The sequence below is a fragment of the Bradyrhizobium shewense genome (assembly GCF_900094605.1).
Taxonomy (GTDB): Bacteria; Pseudomonadota; Alphaproteobacteria; order Rhizobiales; family Xanthobacteraceae; genus Bradyrhizobium; species Bradyrhizobium shewense.
The window spans coordinates 1-18246 of the sequence record NZ_FMAI01000029.1 but is presented as its reverse complement, the minus strand read 5'-3'; the positions used below and the strand labels follow the sequence as shown (position 1 = coordinate 18246).

Genomic DNA, 18246 nt, shown 5'->3' with positions numbered 1-18246 from the left:
CTAGCTGCGCGTCACCGTCGTCGAGGATGGCACCAGCACGGGCTTCGCGAGCGAGGGAATGAGCCGCGCCCGCTCGCGCTTGGCGGGGATCGCGCGGTAGACCTGCTTGGTCGCCTCCACGATATGGACGCCGGCAAAGGGCAGCGATAGTGCCGCACCGGCGCGCTCCCACATCTGCGCCGATTTCAGCACCCAGCCGCCGGCATAGGGCGGCATGAACAGCGCCTCGCCCCAGGCGGTCGGCGTGAACCAGGTCTGGCGCAGCAGATCGGTGATCTGCGAGCGCGAATAGGGCCGGCCGTGACCGAATGGCGTGCTGTCGGTGCGGGTCCACACCCCGCGCCGGTTCGGGATCACCGCGATCACGCGCCCGGACGGCGACAGTACGCGCCATACCTCGCGCAGCAGCGCGGCCGGATCGTCCGACATCTCCAGCGCGTGGACCAGCAGGATGCGGTCGACCGCGGCGTCGGGGAGCGGCAGCGAGAATTCGTCGACCAGCGAGGCCAGCGCCGGCCGTCCCGTCGGCCATTTCAGGACGCCCTGGGCCGCCGGCATGAAGGCGAGGCAGCGCTCGGCGTCTTCGCGGAACAACCCCAGATAGGGGGTGGGATAGCCGAGGCCGAGCACGCGGTGGCCCTCCGCCCTCGGCCAGCGTTCCCTGATGCCGCGATTGATCATTTGCCGCGCCACGATCCCGAGGCGGCGGGAATAGAACTCGCGGAGGTCGACGACGTCGATGGTCATGACGGCAATGTAACATGCACGAGACCGCCGCCGCGCGCGGAATATTGCATTGCCTGCGCAACGTTAACGCCATATTTGTCTGGCGGGGCTGAGCCCGATGGAGATGACATGGCCGCCGAAATTCGTACTTTCACCTGTTTAAACGACAATTTCGGCTATCTGATCCACGATGTGGAAACCAAGGCGACGGCGTCGATCGACGCGCCCGAGGCCGGCCCCATCCTGGCGGCGCTGGAGCGCGAGGGCTGGCAGCTCACCGACATCCTGATCACACATCATCACGGCGATCATGTCGGCGGGGTCGCCGAACTCAAGCAGAAATACAACTGCCGCGTCGTCGCGCCGCACGACAAGACCACGAAAATTGCGGACGTCGATCTGCGTGTTGCCAATGCCGACGTGATCAAGATCGGCAATTTGCTGGCGCGCGTTCTGGAGACGCCCGGCCACACGCTCGACCACATCTCCTACGTGTTCGACACCGAGAAGACGGTGTTCGCCGCCGACACGCTGTTCTCGATCGGCTGCGGCCGGGTGTTCGAGGGCACCTATCCGATGATGTGGGATTCGCTTCTGAAGCTGCGTGCCCTGCCCGACGACTTCAAGCTCTATTGCGGCCACGAATACACGGCCTCCAACGTCAAGTTCGCGCTCACCGTCGATCCCGACAATGCGGCACTCCAGGCGCGCGCGGCGGAGGTGGCGAGGCTCCGGGCCGAGAACAAGCCGACCATTCCCACGCTGCTTGGCGACGAGAAGCGGGCCAACGTGTTCCTGCGCGCCGATGAGCCGCAGGTCGCAGCGAGGCTGCACATGAAGGGCGCGGACGCCGCCGCGGTGTTCGGCGAGCTGCGCGAGCGCAAAAACAAGTCCTGAAGAACAAGTCCTGCAGAAGAAAGTCCTGACTGGATCGATGCCGACTGCAGCCGAGATCATCGCGCGCCTCGAACTCCGTCCGCATCCCGAGGGCGGCCACTATCGCGAGACGTTTCGCGACCAGACCACGGACGCCAACGGGCGTTCGCGCTCGACCCTGATCTACTTCCTGCTGGCACGCGGCGAGCGTTCGCACTGGCATCGCGTTGATGCGGTCGAGACATGGCACTATTACGCCGGCAGTCCCTTGATGCTGCGCATCGCCCATGACGGCTGCTCGCAGCACCAGGTGCGGCTCGGCACTGACCTTGCGAATGGAGACCGGCCGCAGGCGATCGTGCCGGCGCAGGCCTGGCAATCCGCGGAGACGACGGGCGAGTGGACGCTGGTCGGCTGCACCGTGGCCCCGGCGTTCGAATTCGCAGGCTTCGAGCTCGCACCACAGGGCTGGGAGCCATAGAGTCGACTGTCAATTCAGGGCATCGCATGCAGCATCGAGCCCGGAATGATCATCGCTTCCGCAGCACCATATCCTTCGCGGCGATCAAACCGCCGCCGGCAATCAGGATCGCAGCAATAGCGATGTTGGCGCTGGCCTTGGCAAAACCGGCGGCGATGAGGAAGCCGGTCGAGAGCAGCGGCGTCGCGTAAGAAGCAGCGCCGAGCACACGGATGTCGCCGCGCTTCATGCCGATGTCCCAGGCGTAGAACGCGGCACCGACAGGACCGATGCCGAGCGCGATCACCGAGAGCCATTGCAGCGTGGTCTCCGGCCAGACGGTGGTCTCGAGCAGGCCATGCATCAGCGCGGCAAGCACGGCGGTGGCCAGACAGAATCCGGCGACCGCATCGGTCGGCACGGCCTTGAGCCGGCGCGACAGCACCGAATAGGCCGCCCAGACGAACGCGGCGATGAAGGCCGCGGCCAATCCCGGCACCTGCCCCGCCGCGAAGCCGGAGGTGTTGCCGGCGAACAGCAGCACGGTGCCGACGAGGCCGAGCATCGCGCCAACGATGTGATGGAGGGCGAGCCGCTCGCCCGGCAGGAAGGAGGAAAACAGCACGATCAGCAGCGGCCACAGATAATTCAGCAAACCGGCTTCGGCCGGCGGCGCGAAGCGCAGCGCGAGGAAATACAGCGCGTGATAGCCGAACAGGCCGCCGACGCCGACAGCCCAGACGACCAGCGGCTGACGCAGGCTCCTCGCCGCCTCGCCGCGGCCGATCCAGGTGAGCAGGCCGACCAGGCCGCCGATGGAGAAGGTCATCGCGGCCAGTTGGAACGCCGGGATCGTTCCGGTCGCCACCGTCATCACCGACAGCAGCGACCACATCAGGATCGCGGTCAATCCGATCAGCGTGGCTGTGCGCGGGGTCATTGACGAAGGCTCTGAGGACAACGATGCCCGGCACAAGGCCGGGCATTGTCGTCTTCACTAACGCCTTGTCGCGCCTGAAGCTACTGGCTTTTGACCTGAAGGCTTGGCGCCATATCAGGCCTGATACTGGCCGCCATTGATGGTCATCGTCGAGCCCGTGATGAAACCGGCCTCGTCGGCCGCCAGGAACACGACCGCCCGCGCGATCTCCTCGGGCTCGCCGAGCCGGTTCACCGGGATCTGAGGGATCACGTTCTTCTCCAGGACGTCCTTCGGCACCGCCTGCACCATTTCGGTGTTGATGTAGCCGGGGCAGATCGCATTGACGGTAATGCCGCCCTTGGCATTCTCCAGCGCGAGCGCCTTGGTGAAGCCGATGTCGCCGGCCTTCGCCGCGGAATAATTGACCTGACCGAACTGCCCCTTCTGGCCGTTGATCGACGAGATCGAGATGATGCGGCCGAACTTGCGCGCACGCATGCCCTCGATGACCGGACGCGTCATGTTGAACAGCGAGCCGAGATTGGTGTTGATGACCGCGTTCCACTGCTCCAGCGTCATCTTGTGGAAGGCGGTGTCGCGGGTGATGCCGGCATTGTTGACGAGCACCTCGACCGGCCCGAGATCGGCTTCGACCTTTTTCACGCCTTCGGCGCAGGCATCGAAACTGCTGACGTCCCATTTGTAGACGGCGATGCCGGTCTCGGCCTTGAACTTCTCCGCCGCCGTATCGTTGCCGGCGTAGCTCGCCGCAACCTTGTATCCCGCCGCCTTCAGTGCCTTGCTGATCGCAGCACCGATGCCCCGCGTACCACCCGTGACCAATGCAACACGTGCCATGTCGTATTCCTTCCCTTGGACTCTTCGGACGTTTCTGAAGCGATTGTTTTTTAACGTTGGATTATGCGGTTGGTTTGACGGACATCAAGAACAAAACGCCCGGCGTTGAGCCGGGCGTTTGTATTTAGTCGAGGCCTGCACGATTGCGAAGAATATTTGATTTGCAACCGCTGCCTTTTTAGTCGCGTGCAACGCACTCACTGACGTGTGCAGCGCACGCGCAAACTGCGCGTAAGCTACGTGTCAGCTAACTTCAGTCGCGCGCAATGCACATCGCGATGCCCATGCCGCCGCCGATGCACAGCGTGGCGAGGCCCTTCTTCGAATCGCGCTTCTGCATCTCGTGCAGCAGCGTCACCAGGACGCGTGCGCCGGACGCGCCGACCGGATGACCGATCGCGATCGCGCCGCCGTTGACGTTGACCTTGGAGGTATCCCAGCCGAGATCCTTGTTGACGGCGCAGGCTTGCGCCGCGAAGGCCTCGTTGGCCTCGATCAGGTCGAGATCGCCGACATTCCAGCCGGCCTTCTTCAGCGCGGCGCGCGAGGCCGGGATCGGGCCCGAACCCATGATTTTCGGATCGACGCCAGCTTGCGCCCAGGACACGATCCGCGCGAGCGGCTTCTTGCCTTCCTTGGCGGCCTGCTTGGCGGTCATCAGCACTACGGCGGCGGCGCCGTCATTGATGCCGGATGCCGAGCCCGCGGTGACCGTGCCGTCCTTTTCAAAGGCGGGCTTGAGCTTGGCCATGCCGTCGAGCGTGGCGCCATGACGCGGATATTCGTCGGCGCTGACGACGATGTCGCCCTTGCGGGTCTTGATGGTGACGGGAACGATCTCGTCGTTGAACTTGCCGGCCTTCTGCGCCGCTTCGGCCTTCTGCTGCGAGGCGACAGCGAACTCGTCCTGCTGGGCGCGGGTGATCTGCCACTGCCGTGCGACGTTCTCGGCGGTGTTGCCCATGTGGTAGCCGTTGAAGGCATCCCACAGGCCGTCCTTGATCATGGTGTCGACGAACTCGACGGCACCCATCTTGACGCCGCCACGCAGATATTGGGCGTGCGGGGCCATGCTCATGGATTCCTGGCCGCCGGCGACCACGATTTCGGAATCGCCGTTGAGCAGCGCCTGGTAGCCGAGCGCGACCGTGCGCAGGCCGGAGCCGCAAAGCTGGTTGACGCCCCAGGCCGGGCTCTCCACCGGAATACCGGCGGCGATCGAGGCCTGGCGGGCCGGGTTCTGGCCCTGGGCGGCGGTCAGGATCTGACCCATGATGACTTCCGAGACCCGGCCGGGCTCGATGCCACCGCGCTCCAGCGCGGCCTTGATGGCGATGGCGCCGAGATCGTGGGCGGGAAGGGTCGCGAACGCTCCGTTGAAGCTTCCGACCGGGGTGCGGGCGGCGCTGACGATGACGACATCGTCTGACATGGGCATCTCCTGAGGCTTGAGGTTTCTTGAAAGGGGGCAGGCGGGGCTAGAAAACGGCTCGCCAGTCTCGTCAGCCATCCTGTTAACGTCGTTGAGGCATGTCAATCGGCCGGCGACCGAATTCATGCCGCAGCGCATTCAAAATAGCGTTCTTGGCGCTTTCGCAAGCAAGATTTTGCTCTGCGATTAACCGTGCCGCACAAAACGGTAGCGTGACCCCTTTGAAAATGCTTATTTTGTTGCGTTGCGTACTCTTCCCGCCCTGCGGCATGGCCCGCCGGGTTCCCGTTCTCCGTGCTTGCAAGTGAGAGCCCATGGCGAAATCAGACCAACCCACAACCATCAAGAAATACGCGAACCGCCGGCTCTATAACACCGGAACGAGTACCTATGTGACGCTGGAAGACCTCGCCGCGATGGTCAAGGATGGCGAAGATTTCCTGGTCTATGACGCCAAGACCGGCGACGACATCACCCGCTCCGTGCTCGCCCAGATCATCTTCGAGCAGGAGAACAAGGCCGGCCAGAACCTGCTCCCGACCACCTTCCTGCGCCAGCTCATCCGCTTCTACGGCGACAGCATGCAGATGGTGGTGCCGAAATATCTGGAGCAGTCGATCGCGACCCTGACCCAGGAGCAAGAGAAGTTCCGCAAGCAGATCGCCAACACCCTGTCCGGCACTCCTTTTGCTCCTCTGGAAGAACAAGTCCGCCGTAACATGGAGCTGTTCCAGCAGACCTTCTCGATGTTCAAGCCGTTTGCTCCCAATGCGGGCCGCCCGGCGACCGGCACGGAGCCGGAGCCCGAGGCGAACGCCGAGGCGCCGAAGGACACCAACATCGACGATTTGCGCCAGCAGATGAAGGACATGCAGGAGCGTCTCGAGCGCATGTCGAAGAAGGACGAGTAGGACCTTTCGCGTCGACCAGCGCGTCCGCCCGCGGCGGGCGCGCGATTGGCAATTTCGCGCGCGCCTACCATTTCTTCCTCACCGGCTTTAGCCCAGTCATCCCCGCGCAACGGCGAAGCCGTTGTCGCTGGAGGCCTCCGCTCCGCTCCGGCGCCTCAGGATGACGGCTTGACACGCACGGAGCGCGCCATGTCCGATCGCACCATGCATTGGGACAACGTCTACGCCACCAAGGGCGAGGCCGAGGTCAGCTGGTTTCAGGATAGCCCGACGATCTCGCGCGACATGATCCGCGCGGCCAATCCGGATCATGACGCGGCGATCATCGATATCGGCGGGGGCGCTTCGCGGCTGGTCGATGCTCTTCTTCAAGACGGATATCGCGATCTCACCGTGCTGGACCTCTCCGCCAACGCGCTCGGCGTGGCGAAGACGCGAATCGGTCAGGCCTCTTCCGCGGTCGACTGGATCGTCGCCGACGCCACGACTTGGCGGCCGGCCAGGACTTACGATGTGTGGCACGACCGCGCGGCCTTTCACTTCCTGACCGACCCCCGCGACAGGGCGGCTTACGTCGAGCGCCTGCGATCCGCGATTGCGCCTGGCGGCCAGATCATCATTGCAACGTTTGCGCCCGATGGTCCGGAGAAATGCAGCGGCTTGCCGGTGCAACGCCATGACAGCGCCAGCCTTGCTGCGGAGCTCGGGCCGGAGTTCGAGCTGGTCGAGACGCGACGCGAGACGCATCATACGCCGTGGAATTCGACGCAGGCGTTTCAGTTCAGCCGGTTCAGGCGGCAGAAGTAGGTCTCGTCATGGCCGGGCTTGTCCCGGCCATCTACGCATCACGACATGCGAGGAAGAACGTGGATGCCCGGGACAAGCCCGGGCATGACGGCGGAAAGTACGGATCACGCCGCCAGCTTCACCGCATGCGCGAAGTCCCAATAGAGCTTGCGCGCTTTGGCGTAGAACGGGCCCGGCTTCAGCTCGCGCTCGTCGATGCGGATCACCGGGGCGACCTTGGCGAAATTGCCGGTGGAGAAGATCTCGTCCGCAGCCAGGAAGTCGGCATAGCGCAGCGTCTTCTCGGCCACGGTGACGCCGTCGCCGCGAAGCAGGGTGATGACGCGCTGGCGCGTGATGCCGTTGAGGAATGTGCCGTTCGGCACCGGCGTATAGACCACGCCGTCCTTGGCCATGAACACGTTGGAATTGCCGAACTCCGCGACGTTGCCGAGCATGTCGAGCATCAGCGCGTTCTGGAAGCCGCGCGAGGCGGCTTCCGCGAGCGCGCGCGAATTGTTCGGGTAGAGGCAGGCCGCCTTCGCCTCGACCGGAGCGCATTCGGCGGTCGGCCTGCGGAATGGCGACAGGGTGATGGCGTTGCCGACGGGTTTGGGCATCGGCGCCTCGTAGATGCACAGGCACCAATTGGTGGTCTCGGGGTCGAACAGCACGCCGCCGCCCGAGCCGTTCTGCGCCCAATACATCGGACGGACGTAGAGCTCGGCATTGGCCGCAAAGCGGGCGATGCCTTCGGTTGCTAGCGTGAGCCAGGTGCCGGTATCGACCACCGGCTTCAGGCCAAAATTGATCGCGGATTGATTGGCGCGGGCAACGTGACGGTCGAGATCGGGTGCGACACCCTCGAACGCGCGTGCACCGTCGAACACGATCGAGCCGAGCCAGGCCGCATGCGTGCGCGGGCCCATGATCGGCACATTGCCGTCGTGCCATTTACCTTCGAAGAAGGTCCAGCTCGGCGAATATTCGATCGGCTTCCTGATCTCGGCCATATCAGGCCTCCCCTTGGCGTGCTGCCGCATGATAGCGCCACTATTGGACGCAACATCTAAATGATTCCCTGCGCGGAAGTGGTGGGCTACCCTCTCCTGCCACGGGAAGAAGGAGGCAGCATGTCGCTCGATCCGCTCGCAAAGCGCTTGTTGACCATGATGGCTGCGGCTGGGCCGCGGGCGAAGGGCCGGCCGAACGTGGAGGCGCGGCGGCAATCGCTGGCGAAGCTGATGCAGTTCGCACGCACCGATGCGCCGGATGTGACGGCGCGCGACGGTATGCTGCCCGGCCGCGCCAGCGAACTGCCCTATCGCCTCTACACGCCTGCAAATGCCGATCAGCGTGCGCCTGGCTTCGTGTTTTTCCATGGCGGCGGCATGGTCGCCGGCGGCATTGCCACGCATGATCGCATCGCGGCGGCACTGACGCATGCCACCGGCTGCCGCCTCGTCTCGGTCGACTACCGGCTCGCGCCGGAGCACAAATTTCCTGCCGCCGTCGACGACGCGATTGCCGCCACCGAATGGGTTGCGCGCGAGGCCGCATCGCTCGGCATCGACGCGGACCGCCTGGTGGTGGGCGGCGATTCCGCCGGTGCAACGCTCGCTGCGATCGTGTGCCAGGAGGCGGCGCAGACCGCCGGCCTCGCCATCGCCGCGCAGTGCCTGATCTGCCCGGTGCTGGATTTCGAGGAAACCTCGCCCTCACGCGAGGCCTTTGCCGAGGGCCATCTGATCGACCGCGTCACGATCGAGGCCGATCTTTCCGACTATCTGCCTGACGGTATCGACACCGCCGACCCCCGCGTTTCTCCCTTGCGGGCAACACGGCTCGCGGGTCTGCCGACCGCGATCATCCACACGGCCGAGTACGATCCGATGCGCGATGAAGGCAATGCCTATGCCCGCAAGCTGCTCGCCGCGGGCGTCGCCGTCGAGCATGTCTGCCACGACGGCATGGTTCACAATTTCCACGCCATGGGCGCGATCCTGCCGCAGGCGCAGCTGGTGCTATCGCAGATCGGCGAGCAGGTGCGGCGTGCGGTTGCGAGGTAAGAGCGCGAATCAGGCGCGCGCATCGATAACGGCCCTGGCTGCCACAACATAGTCAGGCCAATGCGCGTCCGCATAACGTTCGGCCTGCCGGGCGCAGGTGACGTCGGGCGCATGCGCCGCGGCGATCATGCGCGCGAAGCGCTCTTCGGCAACCGTCGTGTCATCGGGCACTGGCGCAGATGCGGCCGCGACAGCGGTCGGAGCGACGGCGAGCCCCGCCATTCCGGCGAGCAGGATGCGGCGTGACGTGGTCATGGCTGTCGTCCTCCATTGCCCGGCCTGCACTCTGGCCGGCGAAGCGTATCGGTGCAATCACGACAGGGTAGCCGCGCACATCGATGCAGTCCATCGTTTGCGGATAGCGCTTGACCACGGGAACGATCACGTTCCATCTAGCACACACGATTTCGCCACACAGTCCCCGCGCGTCGGATTGTCACGTGTCCAGTCAACGCCCATCGCATCGTCCAGCTCTGCGCGCTATCGCGATGGGACTGGCCTGTCTGACGATTTCGGCCAGCGACGCCTTCTCCGCCGAAGCCGAGGAGGACGCACCGGCAAAGCCGGCGGCGCCAAACATCTATCTCGATCTGCGCACGACCTATGCGACGATTCCGGCGGGCACGCTCGGGCTCGGCTTCGGCAACACGTCACTGTCGGCCGCGCTCGAGGCGTTGGCGGTGCGCAGAGGCGCAACACTGTCGAACGGCTTGCCGGCCGCGAAATCGATTGCCGTCGACCTGCCGCTGACCGTCGACGTCAGCGACCGCGTCTCGCTCTATGGCGGCGTGTCGGGCTCGGCGACCGACATCGGCGGCGGCTGGTCGACCTTCGACATCACGAGCTGGAACATCGGCGTGCAGGCCGACCTCTATCAGCAGAATGGCGGAACGATCCCGACCATCACGTTGCAATCGACCCTGACGCAATCGGTGCCGAACGATCAAGGCATGACCAATTCGTTCAACAACATCCTTGAATTCGACTACGCGCTCGATGAGGACGAGACGCGGGGCTGGCTGGCCGGCATGCAATACACTTACACCACCATCGCCAGCCCGTTCGCCAGCATCCGGCCCAACACGATCCTCTATGCCGGCGGATATTACCAATGGCCGAGCAACTGGAAGTTCACCGGGCGCCTCGGCATGCAGTCGTTCGGCGGAGCGCAGCTCGGGGGCCGGACGCTGGTGGAGTCCTTCACGCAACCGATCCTGCGGCTCGACCTCGATCGCATGGACGACAACGACAACCGCCTGTTCGGCATCACCGCGCAGATCGCCTGGATGCCGAAGCCGTCCTACCAGGTGACGTTGCGAACGCCGCTCTATGCGGTCCGGAACTGACTGGGATCATGGTGGATAGCAGGTAAACCGAATCTCCCGTGTTCCGGACGTCGGTACAGCGGTCGGAATAGCCCGGCATTGACGATGAAGGACTTTCGCATTCGCCGCTGGCCGTCAGCGGCCCTCCCGGGCCATGGACTGCTTGTTAGTTCTCTCGCCTGAGCGCCCATCCGGTTACCTCTCGGCAATATGCTTGCGACAGACTGGGCTGGAGTCACGCGGGAGGCTGCGAATGTCCCATTTGGTCCCGGAACGGACGTTGCTTGCTGGGAAGATCTTCTTCAATTTCGGCCAGTCCTCGATCGATTGCGTCGTGCGGCGGCTGACCGAGGAGGCGGCGACGCTCGAGATGGAGAGCGGCCTCGGGGTGCCCGAGCGCTTCCAGCTCAGGCTCGCGGGGCGCGAGATCCTGCCTGCCGCGTGATCTGGCGATCGGACCGTCAGGTCGGCGTCGCCTTCGAGCAATCGGGCAGCGTCGAGCGCGTCGCCGGCGAGGAGCGCGGGCGCTCATCAGATGCGCTGATGCGCAGCCAGATGCTGGCGCTGCGTGCCGCGCTCGATCATGTGCCGACCGGCATCGTGCTGCTGGACTCCAGCCTCAGGGCGCGGCTGATCAACCGGTCGTTTCGCCAGATGTGGCGCCTTCCCGACGAGGTCGCCGACAGCAATCCATCCATCCTCACGCTGCTCCATCACGGCCGTGACACCGGCGCCTACGAGGTACCCGACCCCGAGCTTGATGCCCTGGTGGAGGAACGCGTCCGTGTGATCGAGGCGGGAGATCCGACGCCGATCGATCTGCGCCGGACCAATGGCGATGTCGTGCGCGTACAGGTCACGCCCCTGTCCGATGGCGGACGCATGCTGACCTATACCCCCGTCACCGACATTGTGCGCGCCTCGGACGAGCTGAAGCTGCTGCGGGACGCGCTGGAGAATGTTCAGGACGGGGTGCTGCTTCTCGATCCCGACCTGCACGCCGCCTTCATGAACCGGCGCATGCGGCGCTTCTGGGAAGTCAGTGAAGCCGAGGCGGGGAGCCGGCCGGCCTATTCGTCGCTCGTGCGACGCCTGCACCGTGCCAGCGCGCCCAATCTTCCGACCAACGAGCTCGCGAGATTTCCAGCGCGGCGCGTTGCAGAGGTCATGGCCGGCGACCATGTGCGCGATTTGCAGACGCCGGACGGAAGGCGCATCAGGGCCCATTGCACCACGATGTCGAACGGCGGCCGCATGCTGACCTATGTCGACATCACCGACCTGACGGAAAAGGCTGCGATGCTGGAGACGCTCGCGACCACCGACCCGCTCACCGGCCTCTACAACCGCCGCCACTTCCTCGAGAACCTCGATGCGGAATGGAGCCGGTTTCAGCGTTATTATCGTTCCGTCTCGGTGCTGATGCTCGACATCGACCACTTCAAGTCGGTCAACGACCGCTACGGCCATGCCGTGGGCGACGCCGCGATCAGGGCTGTTGCGGCGGCGTGCCTCGACGGCAAGCGCAAGTCGGACATCGTCGGCCGCATCGGTGGCGAGGAGTTCGCGGTGCTGCTGCCCGAGACCAGCCTGTCTCGTGCAAGGACCGTGGCGGATCGCATCCGCAAGCGCGTGATGAGCGCGCAAATCGTCGCCGGCGAGATTCAGTTCGGCCTCACCGTGAGCATCGGCATCGCCGAGGCCGCCGTCAGCATGTCCGGCATCGACGCGCTGATGGGCGCGGCCGATCATGCGCTCTACCAGGCCAAGGCCGAAGGCCGCAACCGCTGCATCGCCTTCGCGCCTCCGCCGCCTGCAAGCAAGGCGGCGGAATGATCGAAGGACGCAGCCGTCAATCCGGCACCGGCACGTCGAACGTGTTGAGCGTGACCGAGACCATGCAATAGACGCCGACGAGATAGGACAGCTCGGCCGCGCCGTGCTCGCCGAACTCCTTCACGGCGGAGCGCCAGGTCAACTCGGGCAGCACACCGCCACTGACCAGCGCGGACGCCACGTCGTAGGCGACGGCCTCCTGCCTGCTGAGATCCACCGGCCGCTGGCCGGCGACGATGGTCGCGAGCTTCTCGTCGGACAGGCCGCGTTGCTCAGCGACCAGCACATGGGCATAGAGCTCGTAGCCGGAGCGGAAATGCGAGCCGGTGACGAGAATGGCGACCTCGCGCACCGGTGCCGGCAGCAGCGGGTTCGAGGCGATCGCCTTGACCAGCTCCCACACCGGCTTGCCGAAGCGCGGCTCGCGGACCCAGGGATTCCAGGGCCCGAGCAGCGCGCCGTCGTCGCGCATGTTCACAAAACCCTTGAAGTGGTCCTTGATGCCGGCTCGCATGTCGTCATAGAGCGGCTTCTGTTCGTCGGTCAGATCCTTGGGATCGAGAATGGGAAGGCGCACGGCGGAGACCTCCTCGTTGAGAAGGGGTGAGGCTTGCCCGCAGGTGCGCGCAACGCAAGTGAAGTTGCCGTGACATCGCACGCCAAGCGGGCGTTCCGACAAGTTCGACTATGTCGCCTCGGGGCTTCGTGCGCTCTGGGGATTTGCGAAATCGTCGACGGCGAGCGTCAGCGGCTCACCTGTCGCGAGAAACGACGACAAATTGGCCTCGAACGGCGCCGGATCGAGGCCGCGCGCCTTCAGCCACTCGGGCTCGTAATAGGTCTGCCGATAGCGCTCGCCGGAATCGCAGATCAGCGTCACCAGCGACCCCGTCGCGTTCGCCTGCCGCATCTCCGAGGCGAGCCGGCACAGCGCCAGGAAATTGGTGCCGGTGGACCCGCCGACCGGGCGGCGCAACCGGCGCGACAGCACGTTCATCGCCGCGATCGTGGCCGCATCCGGGATCTTCATCATGCGGTCGACCACACCAGGCACGAAGGAGGGCTCGCAGCGCGGACGGCCGACGCCCTCGATCAGCGATGGCCGGTCGCAAACATGGGAGCGGTCCTGCGAGCGGAAGCAATCGAAGAAGGCGGAATGCTCGACATCGGCGACGCACAGCCGCGTCGGATACTGGCGATAGCGCAGATAGCGTCCGATGGTGGCCGAGGTGCCGCCGGTGCCGGCGCCCATCACGATCCAATCCGGCAGCGGCCGCGGCTCGCCCTGCAATTGCGTGAAGATCGATTCGGCGATGTTGTTGTTGCCGCGCCAATCCGTCGCGCGCTCGGCGAAGGTGAACTGATCCATGTAGTGGCCGTTCAGGCGCGCGGCGAGCGCGGCCGCCTCCGCATAGAGCGCGCGCCCGTCGTCGATCAGATGGCAATTGCCGCCATAATGCTCGATTGCGGCGATCTTCTCGGCCGAGGTCGTGCGCGGCATCACGGCGTAGAAGGGCACGCCGATCATCTGCGCGAAATAGGCTTCCGAGACCGCGGTCGATCCCGACGACGCCTCGACGACCGGCGTGCCTTCGCGGATGTGACCATTGCAGAGCGCGTAGAGGAACAGCGAGCGTGCGAGGCGATGCTTCAAGCTGCCGGTCGGATGGGTGGATTCATCCTTCAGATAGATGTCGATGCCGGATAGCGCCGGCACGATCAGCCGGATCAGATGCGTGTCGGCGGTGCGGCACTGGTCGGCCTCGATCGCGGCCACGGCCTCGTCGACCCAGCCGCGCCGATAGGCCGGCCCGGCCGGATTGTGCTGGCGGAAGGGAAATGTCTGCATCGAGCGAATCTCTCACGACACGCGTTGCGCATCAAGGGCGCGCTCAAAACTCCAGCGGCGCGTTGTCGACGACCTCCTTCATCACAAAGAAGGTGCGGGTCTGGCGCACGCCGGGCAGCGCGATCAGCTGCTCGCCATGGATGCGGTTGAAATCCTCCATGTCGCCGACGCGGATCTTGAGGAAATAGTCGAAGTCGCCGGCGACGAGGTGGCAATCGAGCACGAATTTCAGCTTTGCGATCGCCTGCTCGAAGATGGCAAAGCTCTCCGGCGTCGAGCGGTCGAGCACGACGCCGACCATCACCAGGGTGCCCTTGGCCACCTTCTTCGGCGCGACCATGGCGCGCACGGCGGCGATGAAGCCATCCTCGAACAGGCGCTGGGTGCGGCGATGGCAGGTGGCGGGGCTGATCGCGACAGTTTCGGCCAGGTCGGCATTGCTGAGCCGACCATTATTCTGCAGCAATCTCAAGATCTTAAGGTCGGTGCGGTCGAGCCGGGCAGCCATGAAAGAAACTTCCATGAATGGATGATGTTCTGGAAGGATTATTAGCAATTGGCACTTTTTCCGCAAGAACTGGCGCAATATAGGCGCAATATTCGAGAGCACATTTTTCCGATGCGATGCTAAGCAGCTACCAACACCAACGCCAATCGGGATGCCCCATGAAGCTGGACAAATTTCCGCGCTATCCTTTGACCTTCGGCCCCACGCCCATCGAGAAGCTGGAGCGGCTGTCAAAACATCTCGGCGGCAATGTCGAGGTCTATGCCAAGCGCGAGGACTGCAATTCGGGCCTCGCCTATGGCGGCAACAAGCTGCGCAAGCTCGAATACATCATTCCCGATGCGATCGCCTCCAACGCCGACACGCTGGTCTCGATCGGCGGCGTGCAGTCGAACCACACTCGCATGATCGCCGCGGTCGCCGCCAAGATCGGGATGAAGTGCCGCCTGGTGCAGGAAGCCTGGGTGCCGCACGAGGACGCGGTCTATGACCGTGTCGGCAACATCATGCTCTCGCGCATCATGGGCGCCGACGTGCGCCTGGTCGACGACGGTTTCGACATCGGCATCCGCAAGAGCTGGGAGCAGGCGATCGACGAGGTGAAGGCGGCGGGCGGCAAGCCCTATGCGATTCCCGCCGGCGCCTCCGTGCACAAGTTTGGCGGCCTCGGCTATGTCGGCTTCGCCGAAGAGGTGCGCAAGCAGGAGAAGGAGCTCGGCTTCAAGTTCGACTACATCGTCGTCTGCACGGTGACTGGCTCCACCCATGCCGGCATGCTGGTCGGCTTCGCCGACGACGGCCGCGCCCGCAAGGTGATCGGCATCGATGCGTCCTTCACGCCAGCGCAGACGAAATCGCAGGTGCTCGAGATCGCGCAGAACACCGCAAAGCTCGTCGAGCTCGGCAAGGAGCTCGTCACTGAGGACGTCGTGCTGATCGAGGACTACGCCTATCCCGCCTACGGCGTGCCGTCGGAAGAGACCAAGGAAGCGATCCGCCTCACCGCGCGTCTCGAAGGCATGATCACCGACCCCGTCTACGAGGGCAAGTCGATGCAGGGCCTGATCGACCTCGCGCAGAAGGGCTATTTCGAGAAGGGCGCGAAGATTTTGTATGCGCATCTCGGCGGAGCACCGGCGTTGAACGGGTACGCTTACGCGTTCCGGAATGGGTGAGTGAGGACATAGCTCTCGCGCCTCACACACCGCTGTCGTCCCGGGCAAGCGTAAGCGCAGACTGGGACCCATAACCACAGGGAGGCGTTTGGCGAAGAACGTCGTCCCGCCTGCCTCAAGACAGATTCCGCGGTATGGGTCCCGGATCTGCGCGCGCTTTGGGCGCGCTTGTCCGGGACGATGGCGGAGATAGCGGCTCCGCCCCCTACCTTGTCCTGACGATCTGCAGCAGCTCGTCGCCGTAATGCTCGAGCTTCTTGTCGCCGATGCCGGGTACGTTGCGAAGCTCGTCGAGTGTCGTCGGCCAGGCCCGGACGATGCCGTCGATGGTGGCATCGTGCAGCACCACATAGGCCGGAACGCCGCGCTCGCGCGCGACCTCCGAGCGCCATGAACGCAGCCGCGCGCGCAGTTCGGGATCGACATCGCCTTCCGGCGCGCTGGTCGCAGGTGCGAGATCGCCACGGCGGGATTTGCCGCGGCTTGCGCGAATGCGCGTGCCGGGCGCTTCCTCGCGCAGCCACACTTCGGTCTCACCGCGCAGCACGCCGCGCGCGGTCTCGGTCAGCTTCAGCGCACCAAAGGCTTCGCTGTCGCTCTGCAAATGGCCCATCGCCACCAATTGCCGCAGCACCGTTCGCCACTGCTTTTCGTTGAGCTCGCGCCCGATGCCGAACACGGACAATTTGTCGTGGCCGAACTGCGTGACCTTCTCGGTCAGGCGTCCGATCAGCACGTCGATCAAGTGCATCGCGCCGAAACGTTGCCCGGTGCGATAGACGCAGGACAACAGCTTCTGCGCCAGCACCTTGCCGTCGCGCATCTTCGGCGGCGTCAGGCAATTGTCGCAATTGCCGCAGCTCTCGCCCATCACGATCTCGCCGAAATAGGCGAGCAGCCGACGACGCCGGCAGTGCGGCGTTTCGGCAAGGCCGACCAGCGCATCGAGCTTGCCGATCGAGACCCGCTTGAATTCGTCGGAGGCGCTGGATTCGTCGATCATGCGGCGCTGCTGCACGATGTCGGAGAGGCCGTAGGCCATCCAGGCGGCCGATGGCTTGCCGTCGCGACCGGCGCGGCCGGTCTCCTGGTAATAGGCCTCGATGCTCTTGGGCAGGTCGAGATGGGCGACGAAGCGCACGTCGGGCTTGTCGATGCCCATGCCGAACGCGACGGTCGCGACGATGACGATGCCGTCCTCGTTGAGGAAGCGGTCCTGGTTGCGCGAGCGCACCTGGCTGTCGAGCCCGGCGTGATAGGGCAGCGCGGCAATGCCGGCCTCGTCGAGCGCGGCGGCGACCTCCTCGACACGGTTGCGGGACAGGCAATAGACCACGCCGGCGTCCCCGGCATGCCGCTCCCGGATGAACTCCTTCAGCTGCGACACCGCACTGCGCTTGTCGACGATCTCGTAGCGGATGTTGGGCCGGTCGAAGCTGGAGACGAACTGCGGCGAGTCCGCGAGCTGAAGCCGCGCGACGATCTCCTTGCGCGTCAACTCGTCGGCGGTCGCGGTCAGCGCGATGCGCGGCACGCCGGGGAAGCGCTCGGCGATGATGGAGAGGCCGACATATTCGGGACGGAAGTCATGGCCCCATTGCGAGACGCAATGCGCCTCGTCGATCGCGAACAGCGCCACCTTGGCCTGCGCCAGTAGCGACAGGCAGCGCGGCGTCACCAGGCGTTCCGGCGCGACATAGAGCAGATCGAGATCGCCCGCGAGCAGGCGCCGCTCGATGTCGGAAGCCTCCTGCAGCGTCAGCGACGAATTCAGCGCGGCGGCGTTGACGCCGGCCTCGAGCAGGCCGGCAACCTGGTCGCGCATCAGGGCGATCAACGGCGACACCACGATGCCGCAGCCTTCGCGGAGCAGTGAGGGAAGTTGATAGCACAGCGACTTGCCGCCGCCGGTCGGCATCAGCACCAGGCAATTGCCGCCATCGGTGACGTGCCGGATGATCTCGCCCTGCGCACCACGAAAACCTGGCAGGCCGAATACCGAATGCAGCACCGACAGCGCGTCGCGGCCGTTGGCCGGCGCAGGTCGCGGGGCGGTGGAAGGGGCTGACATGAGAGAGCTGGAACCAAGGCCGTGAGATTCGTCACAAGGCCAGTCGCATGCTGGCACGGGCGTGGCAAGATGTTTGCGGGGCGAGTCCGGCACTTCCCCTCTCCCCTTGTGGGCCTGTTGCGTAATCCGCCAGTTGTGATTCCCTAGGGCAAAGCCTTGGAGGTATCGATGGCGGTGAAGCGGACAGGACAGCCGAGCTTTGTGGAAGCGCTGATGCCGAAGGGCGCCGGCGCCAATGCGGCGCTGGATCGGTTGGCTGGCCTGGTCAAGTGGTACCGGTTCGAGAAGCTGATCGGCCATTTGCGGGATGAAGGGAGCCCCGGTCGTCCAGGCTATCCGGTGCTTGTGCTGTTTCGCGCGGTGCTGCTGCAGTCGCTCTACGGTCTTTCGGAGCGCGAACTGGAGGAGGCGCTGGGCGACCGGTTGTCATTCAAGCGCTTCG

General features: G+C 64.8%; 20 protein-coding genes. 10 read left to right on the top strand and 10 right to left on the bottom strand.

What is annotated here, in order from left to right; all coding sequences use genetic code 11:
- The gene (locus GA0061098_RS35570; RefSeq protein ID WP_038972812.1) at window positions 1–747 is read right to left on the bottom strand and encodes a methyltransferase domain-containing protein; all 747 of its coding nucleotides are present in this window, start codon (window positions 745–747) and stop codon (window positions 1–3) included.
- A 108-nt stretch (window positions 748–855) separates the two neighbouring features.
- Here GA0061098_RS35570 and gloB point away from each other — a divergent pair, with 108 nt between their 5' ends.
- Complete coding sequence (gene gloB, locus GA0061098_RS35565; RefSeq protein WP_091966059.1) at window positions 856–1623, top strand: hydroxyacylglutathione hydrolase; 768 nt, start codon at window positions 856–858, stop codon at window positions 1621–1623.
- Window positions 1624–1660: 37 nt separating this feature from the next.
- On the top strand, window positions 1661–2083 hold the full coding sequence (locus GA0061098_RS35560; protein ID WP_018320528.1) for a cupin domain-containing protein: 423 nt from the start codon (window positions 1661–1663) through the stop codon (window positions 2081–2083).
- 49 nt (window positions 2084–2132) lie between these two features.
- On the opposite strand, the gene yddG is transcribed toward GA0061098_RS35560, so the two are convergent.
- From yddG to GA0061098_RS35545, 3 genes are all read right to left on the bottom strand, one after another.
- On the bottom strand, window positions 2133–3002 hold the full coding sequence (gene yddG / locus GA0061098_RS35555; protein ID WP_091966058.1) for an aromatic amino acid exporter YddG: 870 nt from the start codon (window positions 3000–3002) through the stop codon (window positions 2133–2135).
- A 114-nt stretch (window positions 3003–3116) separates the two neighbouring features.
- On the bottom strand, window positions 3117–3842 hold the full coding sequence (gene phbB, locus GA0061098_RS35550) for an acetoacetyl-CoA reductase (RefSeq protein WP_091966057.1): 726 nt from the start codon (window positions 3840–3842) through the stop codon (window positions 3117–3119).
- 253 nt (window positions 3843–4095) lie between these two features.
- Window positions 4096–5274 (bottom strand): acetyl-CoA C-acetyltransferase, encoded by a 1179-nt coding sequence (locus GA0061098_RS35545; RefSeq protein ID WP_091966056.1) that lies wholly within the window; start codon window positions 5272–5274, stop codon window positions 4096–4098.
- A 314-nt stretch (window positions 5275–5588) separates the two neighbouring features.
- On the opposite strand from GA0061098_RS35545, the gene phaR reads away from it, so the two are divergent.
- Complete coding sequence (gene phaR / locus GA0061098_RS35540) at window positions 5589–6185, top strand: polyhydroxyalkanoate synthesis repressor PhaR (protein ID WP_091966055.1); 597 nt, start codon at window positions 5589–5591, stop codon at window positions 6183–6185.
- A 189-nt stretch (window positions 6186–6374) separates the two neighbouring features.
- Entirely contained in the window at window positions 6375–6992 is a 618-nt protein-coding gene (locus GA0061098_RS35535; RefSeq protein WP_091966054.1) for a class I SAM-dependent methyltransferase, read from the top strand.
- 104 nt (window positions 6993–7096) lie between these two features.
- Here the strand turns inward: GA0061098_RS35535 and GA0061098_RS35530 are convergent, their stop codons facing one another.
- Entirely contained in the window at window positions 7097–7984 is an 888-nt protein-coding gene (locus tag GA0061098_RS35530) for a branched-chain amino acid aminotransferase (protein ID WP_165637812.1), read from the bottom strand.
- Window positions 7985–8104: 120 nt separating this feature from the next.
- Between GA0061098_RS35530 and GA0061098_RS35525 the strand changes: the two genes are divergently transcribed.
- The gene (locus GA0061098_RS35525) at window positions 8105–9040 is read left to right on the top strand and encodes an alpha/beta hydrolase (protein WP_091966052.1); all 936 of its coding nucleotides are present in this window, start codon (window positions 8105–8107) and stop codon (window positions 9038–9040) included.
- A gap of 9 nt (window positions 9041–9049) precedes the next feature.
- Here GA0061098_RS35525 and GA0061098_RS35520 read toward each other — a convergent pair whose 3' ends face one another.
- Window positions 9050–9295 (bottom strand): hypothetical protein, encoded by a 246-nt coding sequence (locus GA0061098_RS35520; RefSeq protein ID WP_091966051.1) that lies wholly within the window; start codon window positions 9293–9295, stop codon window positions 9050–9052.
- Between the two features lie 218 nt (window positions 9296–9513).
- On the opposite strand from GA0061098_RS35520, the gene GA0061098_RS35515 reads away from it, so the two are divergent.
- The 3 genes from GA0061098_RS35515 (at window position 9514) to GA0061098_RS35510 (ending at window position 12201) form a co-directional block, all read left to right on the top strand.
- Window positions 9514–10386, top strand: coding sequence for a hypothetical protein (locus GA0061098_RS35515; protein ID WP_091966107.1), 873 nt, complete (start codon window positions 9514–9516; stop codon window positions 10384–10386).
- A gap of 232 nt (window positions 10387–10618) precedes the next feature.
- Window positions 10619–10810: a hypothetical protein gene (locus tag GA0061098_RS46425; RefSeq protein ID WP_245323792.1), complete on the top strand. Its 192-nt coding sequence runs from the start codon at window positions 10619–10621 to the stop codon at window positions 10808–10810.
- Window positions 10807–12201, top strand: coding sequence for a sensor domain-containing diguanylate cyclase (locus GA0061098_RS35510; RefSeq protein WP_245323790.1), 1395 nt, complete (start codon window positions 10807–10809; stop codon window positions 12199–12201). The genes GA0061098_RS46425 and GA0061098_RS35510 overlap by 4 nt, the downstream gene beginning before the upstream one ends.
- A 16-nt stretch (window positions 12202–12217) precedes the next feature.
- Here the strand turns inward: GA0061098_RS35510 and GA0061098_RS35505 are convergent, their stop codons facing one another.
- The 3 genes from GA0061098_RS35505 to GA0061098_RS35495 form a co-directional block, all read right to left on the bottom strand.
- A complete protein-coding gene (locus tag GA0061098_RS35505) occupies window positions 12218–12778 on the bottom strand; it encodes a carboxymuconolactone decarboxylase family protein (protein ID WP_091966050.1) in 561 nt (186 codons plus the stop codon).
- 108 nt (window positions 12779–12886) lie between these two features.
- Window positions 12887–14050 carry a PLP-dependent cysteine synthase family protein gene (locus GA0061098_RS35500; protein ID WP_091966049.1) on the bottom strand — a complete coding sequence of 388 codons (1164 nt, stop codon included), beginning with the start codon at window positions 14048–14050 and terminating at the stop codon, window positions 12887–12889.
- Window positions 14051–14093: 43 nt separating this feature from the next.
- Window positions 14094–14558, bottom strand: coding sequence for an Lrp/AsnC family transcriptional regulator (locus GA0061098_RS35495; protein ID WP_091966048.1), 465 nt, complete (start codon window positions 14556–14558; stop codon window positions 14094–14096).
- 158 nt (window positions 14559–14716) lie between these two features.
- Here GA0061098_RS35495 and GA0061098_RS35490 point away from each other — a divergent pair, with 158 nt between their 5' ends.
- On the top strand, window positions 14717–15733 hold the full coding sequence (locus GA0061098_RS35490; protein ID WP_091966047.1) for a 1-aminocyclopropane-1-carboxylate deaminase: 1017 nt from the start codon (window positions 14717–14719) through the stop codon (window positions 15731–15733).
- A gap of 205 nt (window positions 15734–15938) precedes the next feature.
- Here GA0061098_RS35490 and recQ read toward each other — a convergent pair whose 3' ends face one another.
- Entirely contained in the window at window positions 15939–17804 is a 1866-nt protein-coding gene (recQ, locus tag GA0061098_RS35485) for a DNA helicase RecQ (protein WP_091966046.1), read from the bottom strand.
- A gap of 168 nt (window positions 17805–17972) precedes the next feature.
- On the opposite strand from recQ, the gene GA0061098_RS35480 reads away from it, so the two are divergent.
- A partial coding sequence (locus tag GA0061098_RS35480) for a transposase (protein ID WP_129591013.1) occupies window positions 17973–18246 on the top strand: 274 nt, incomplete at its 3' end.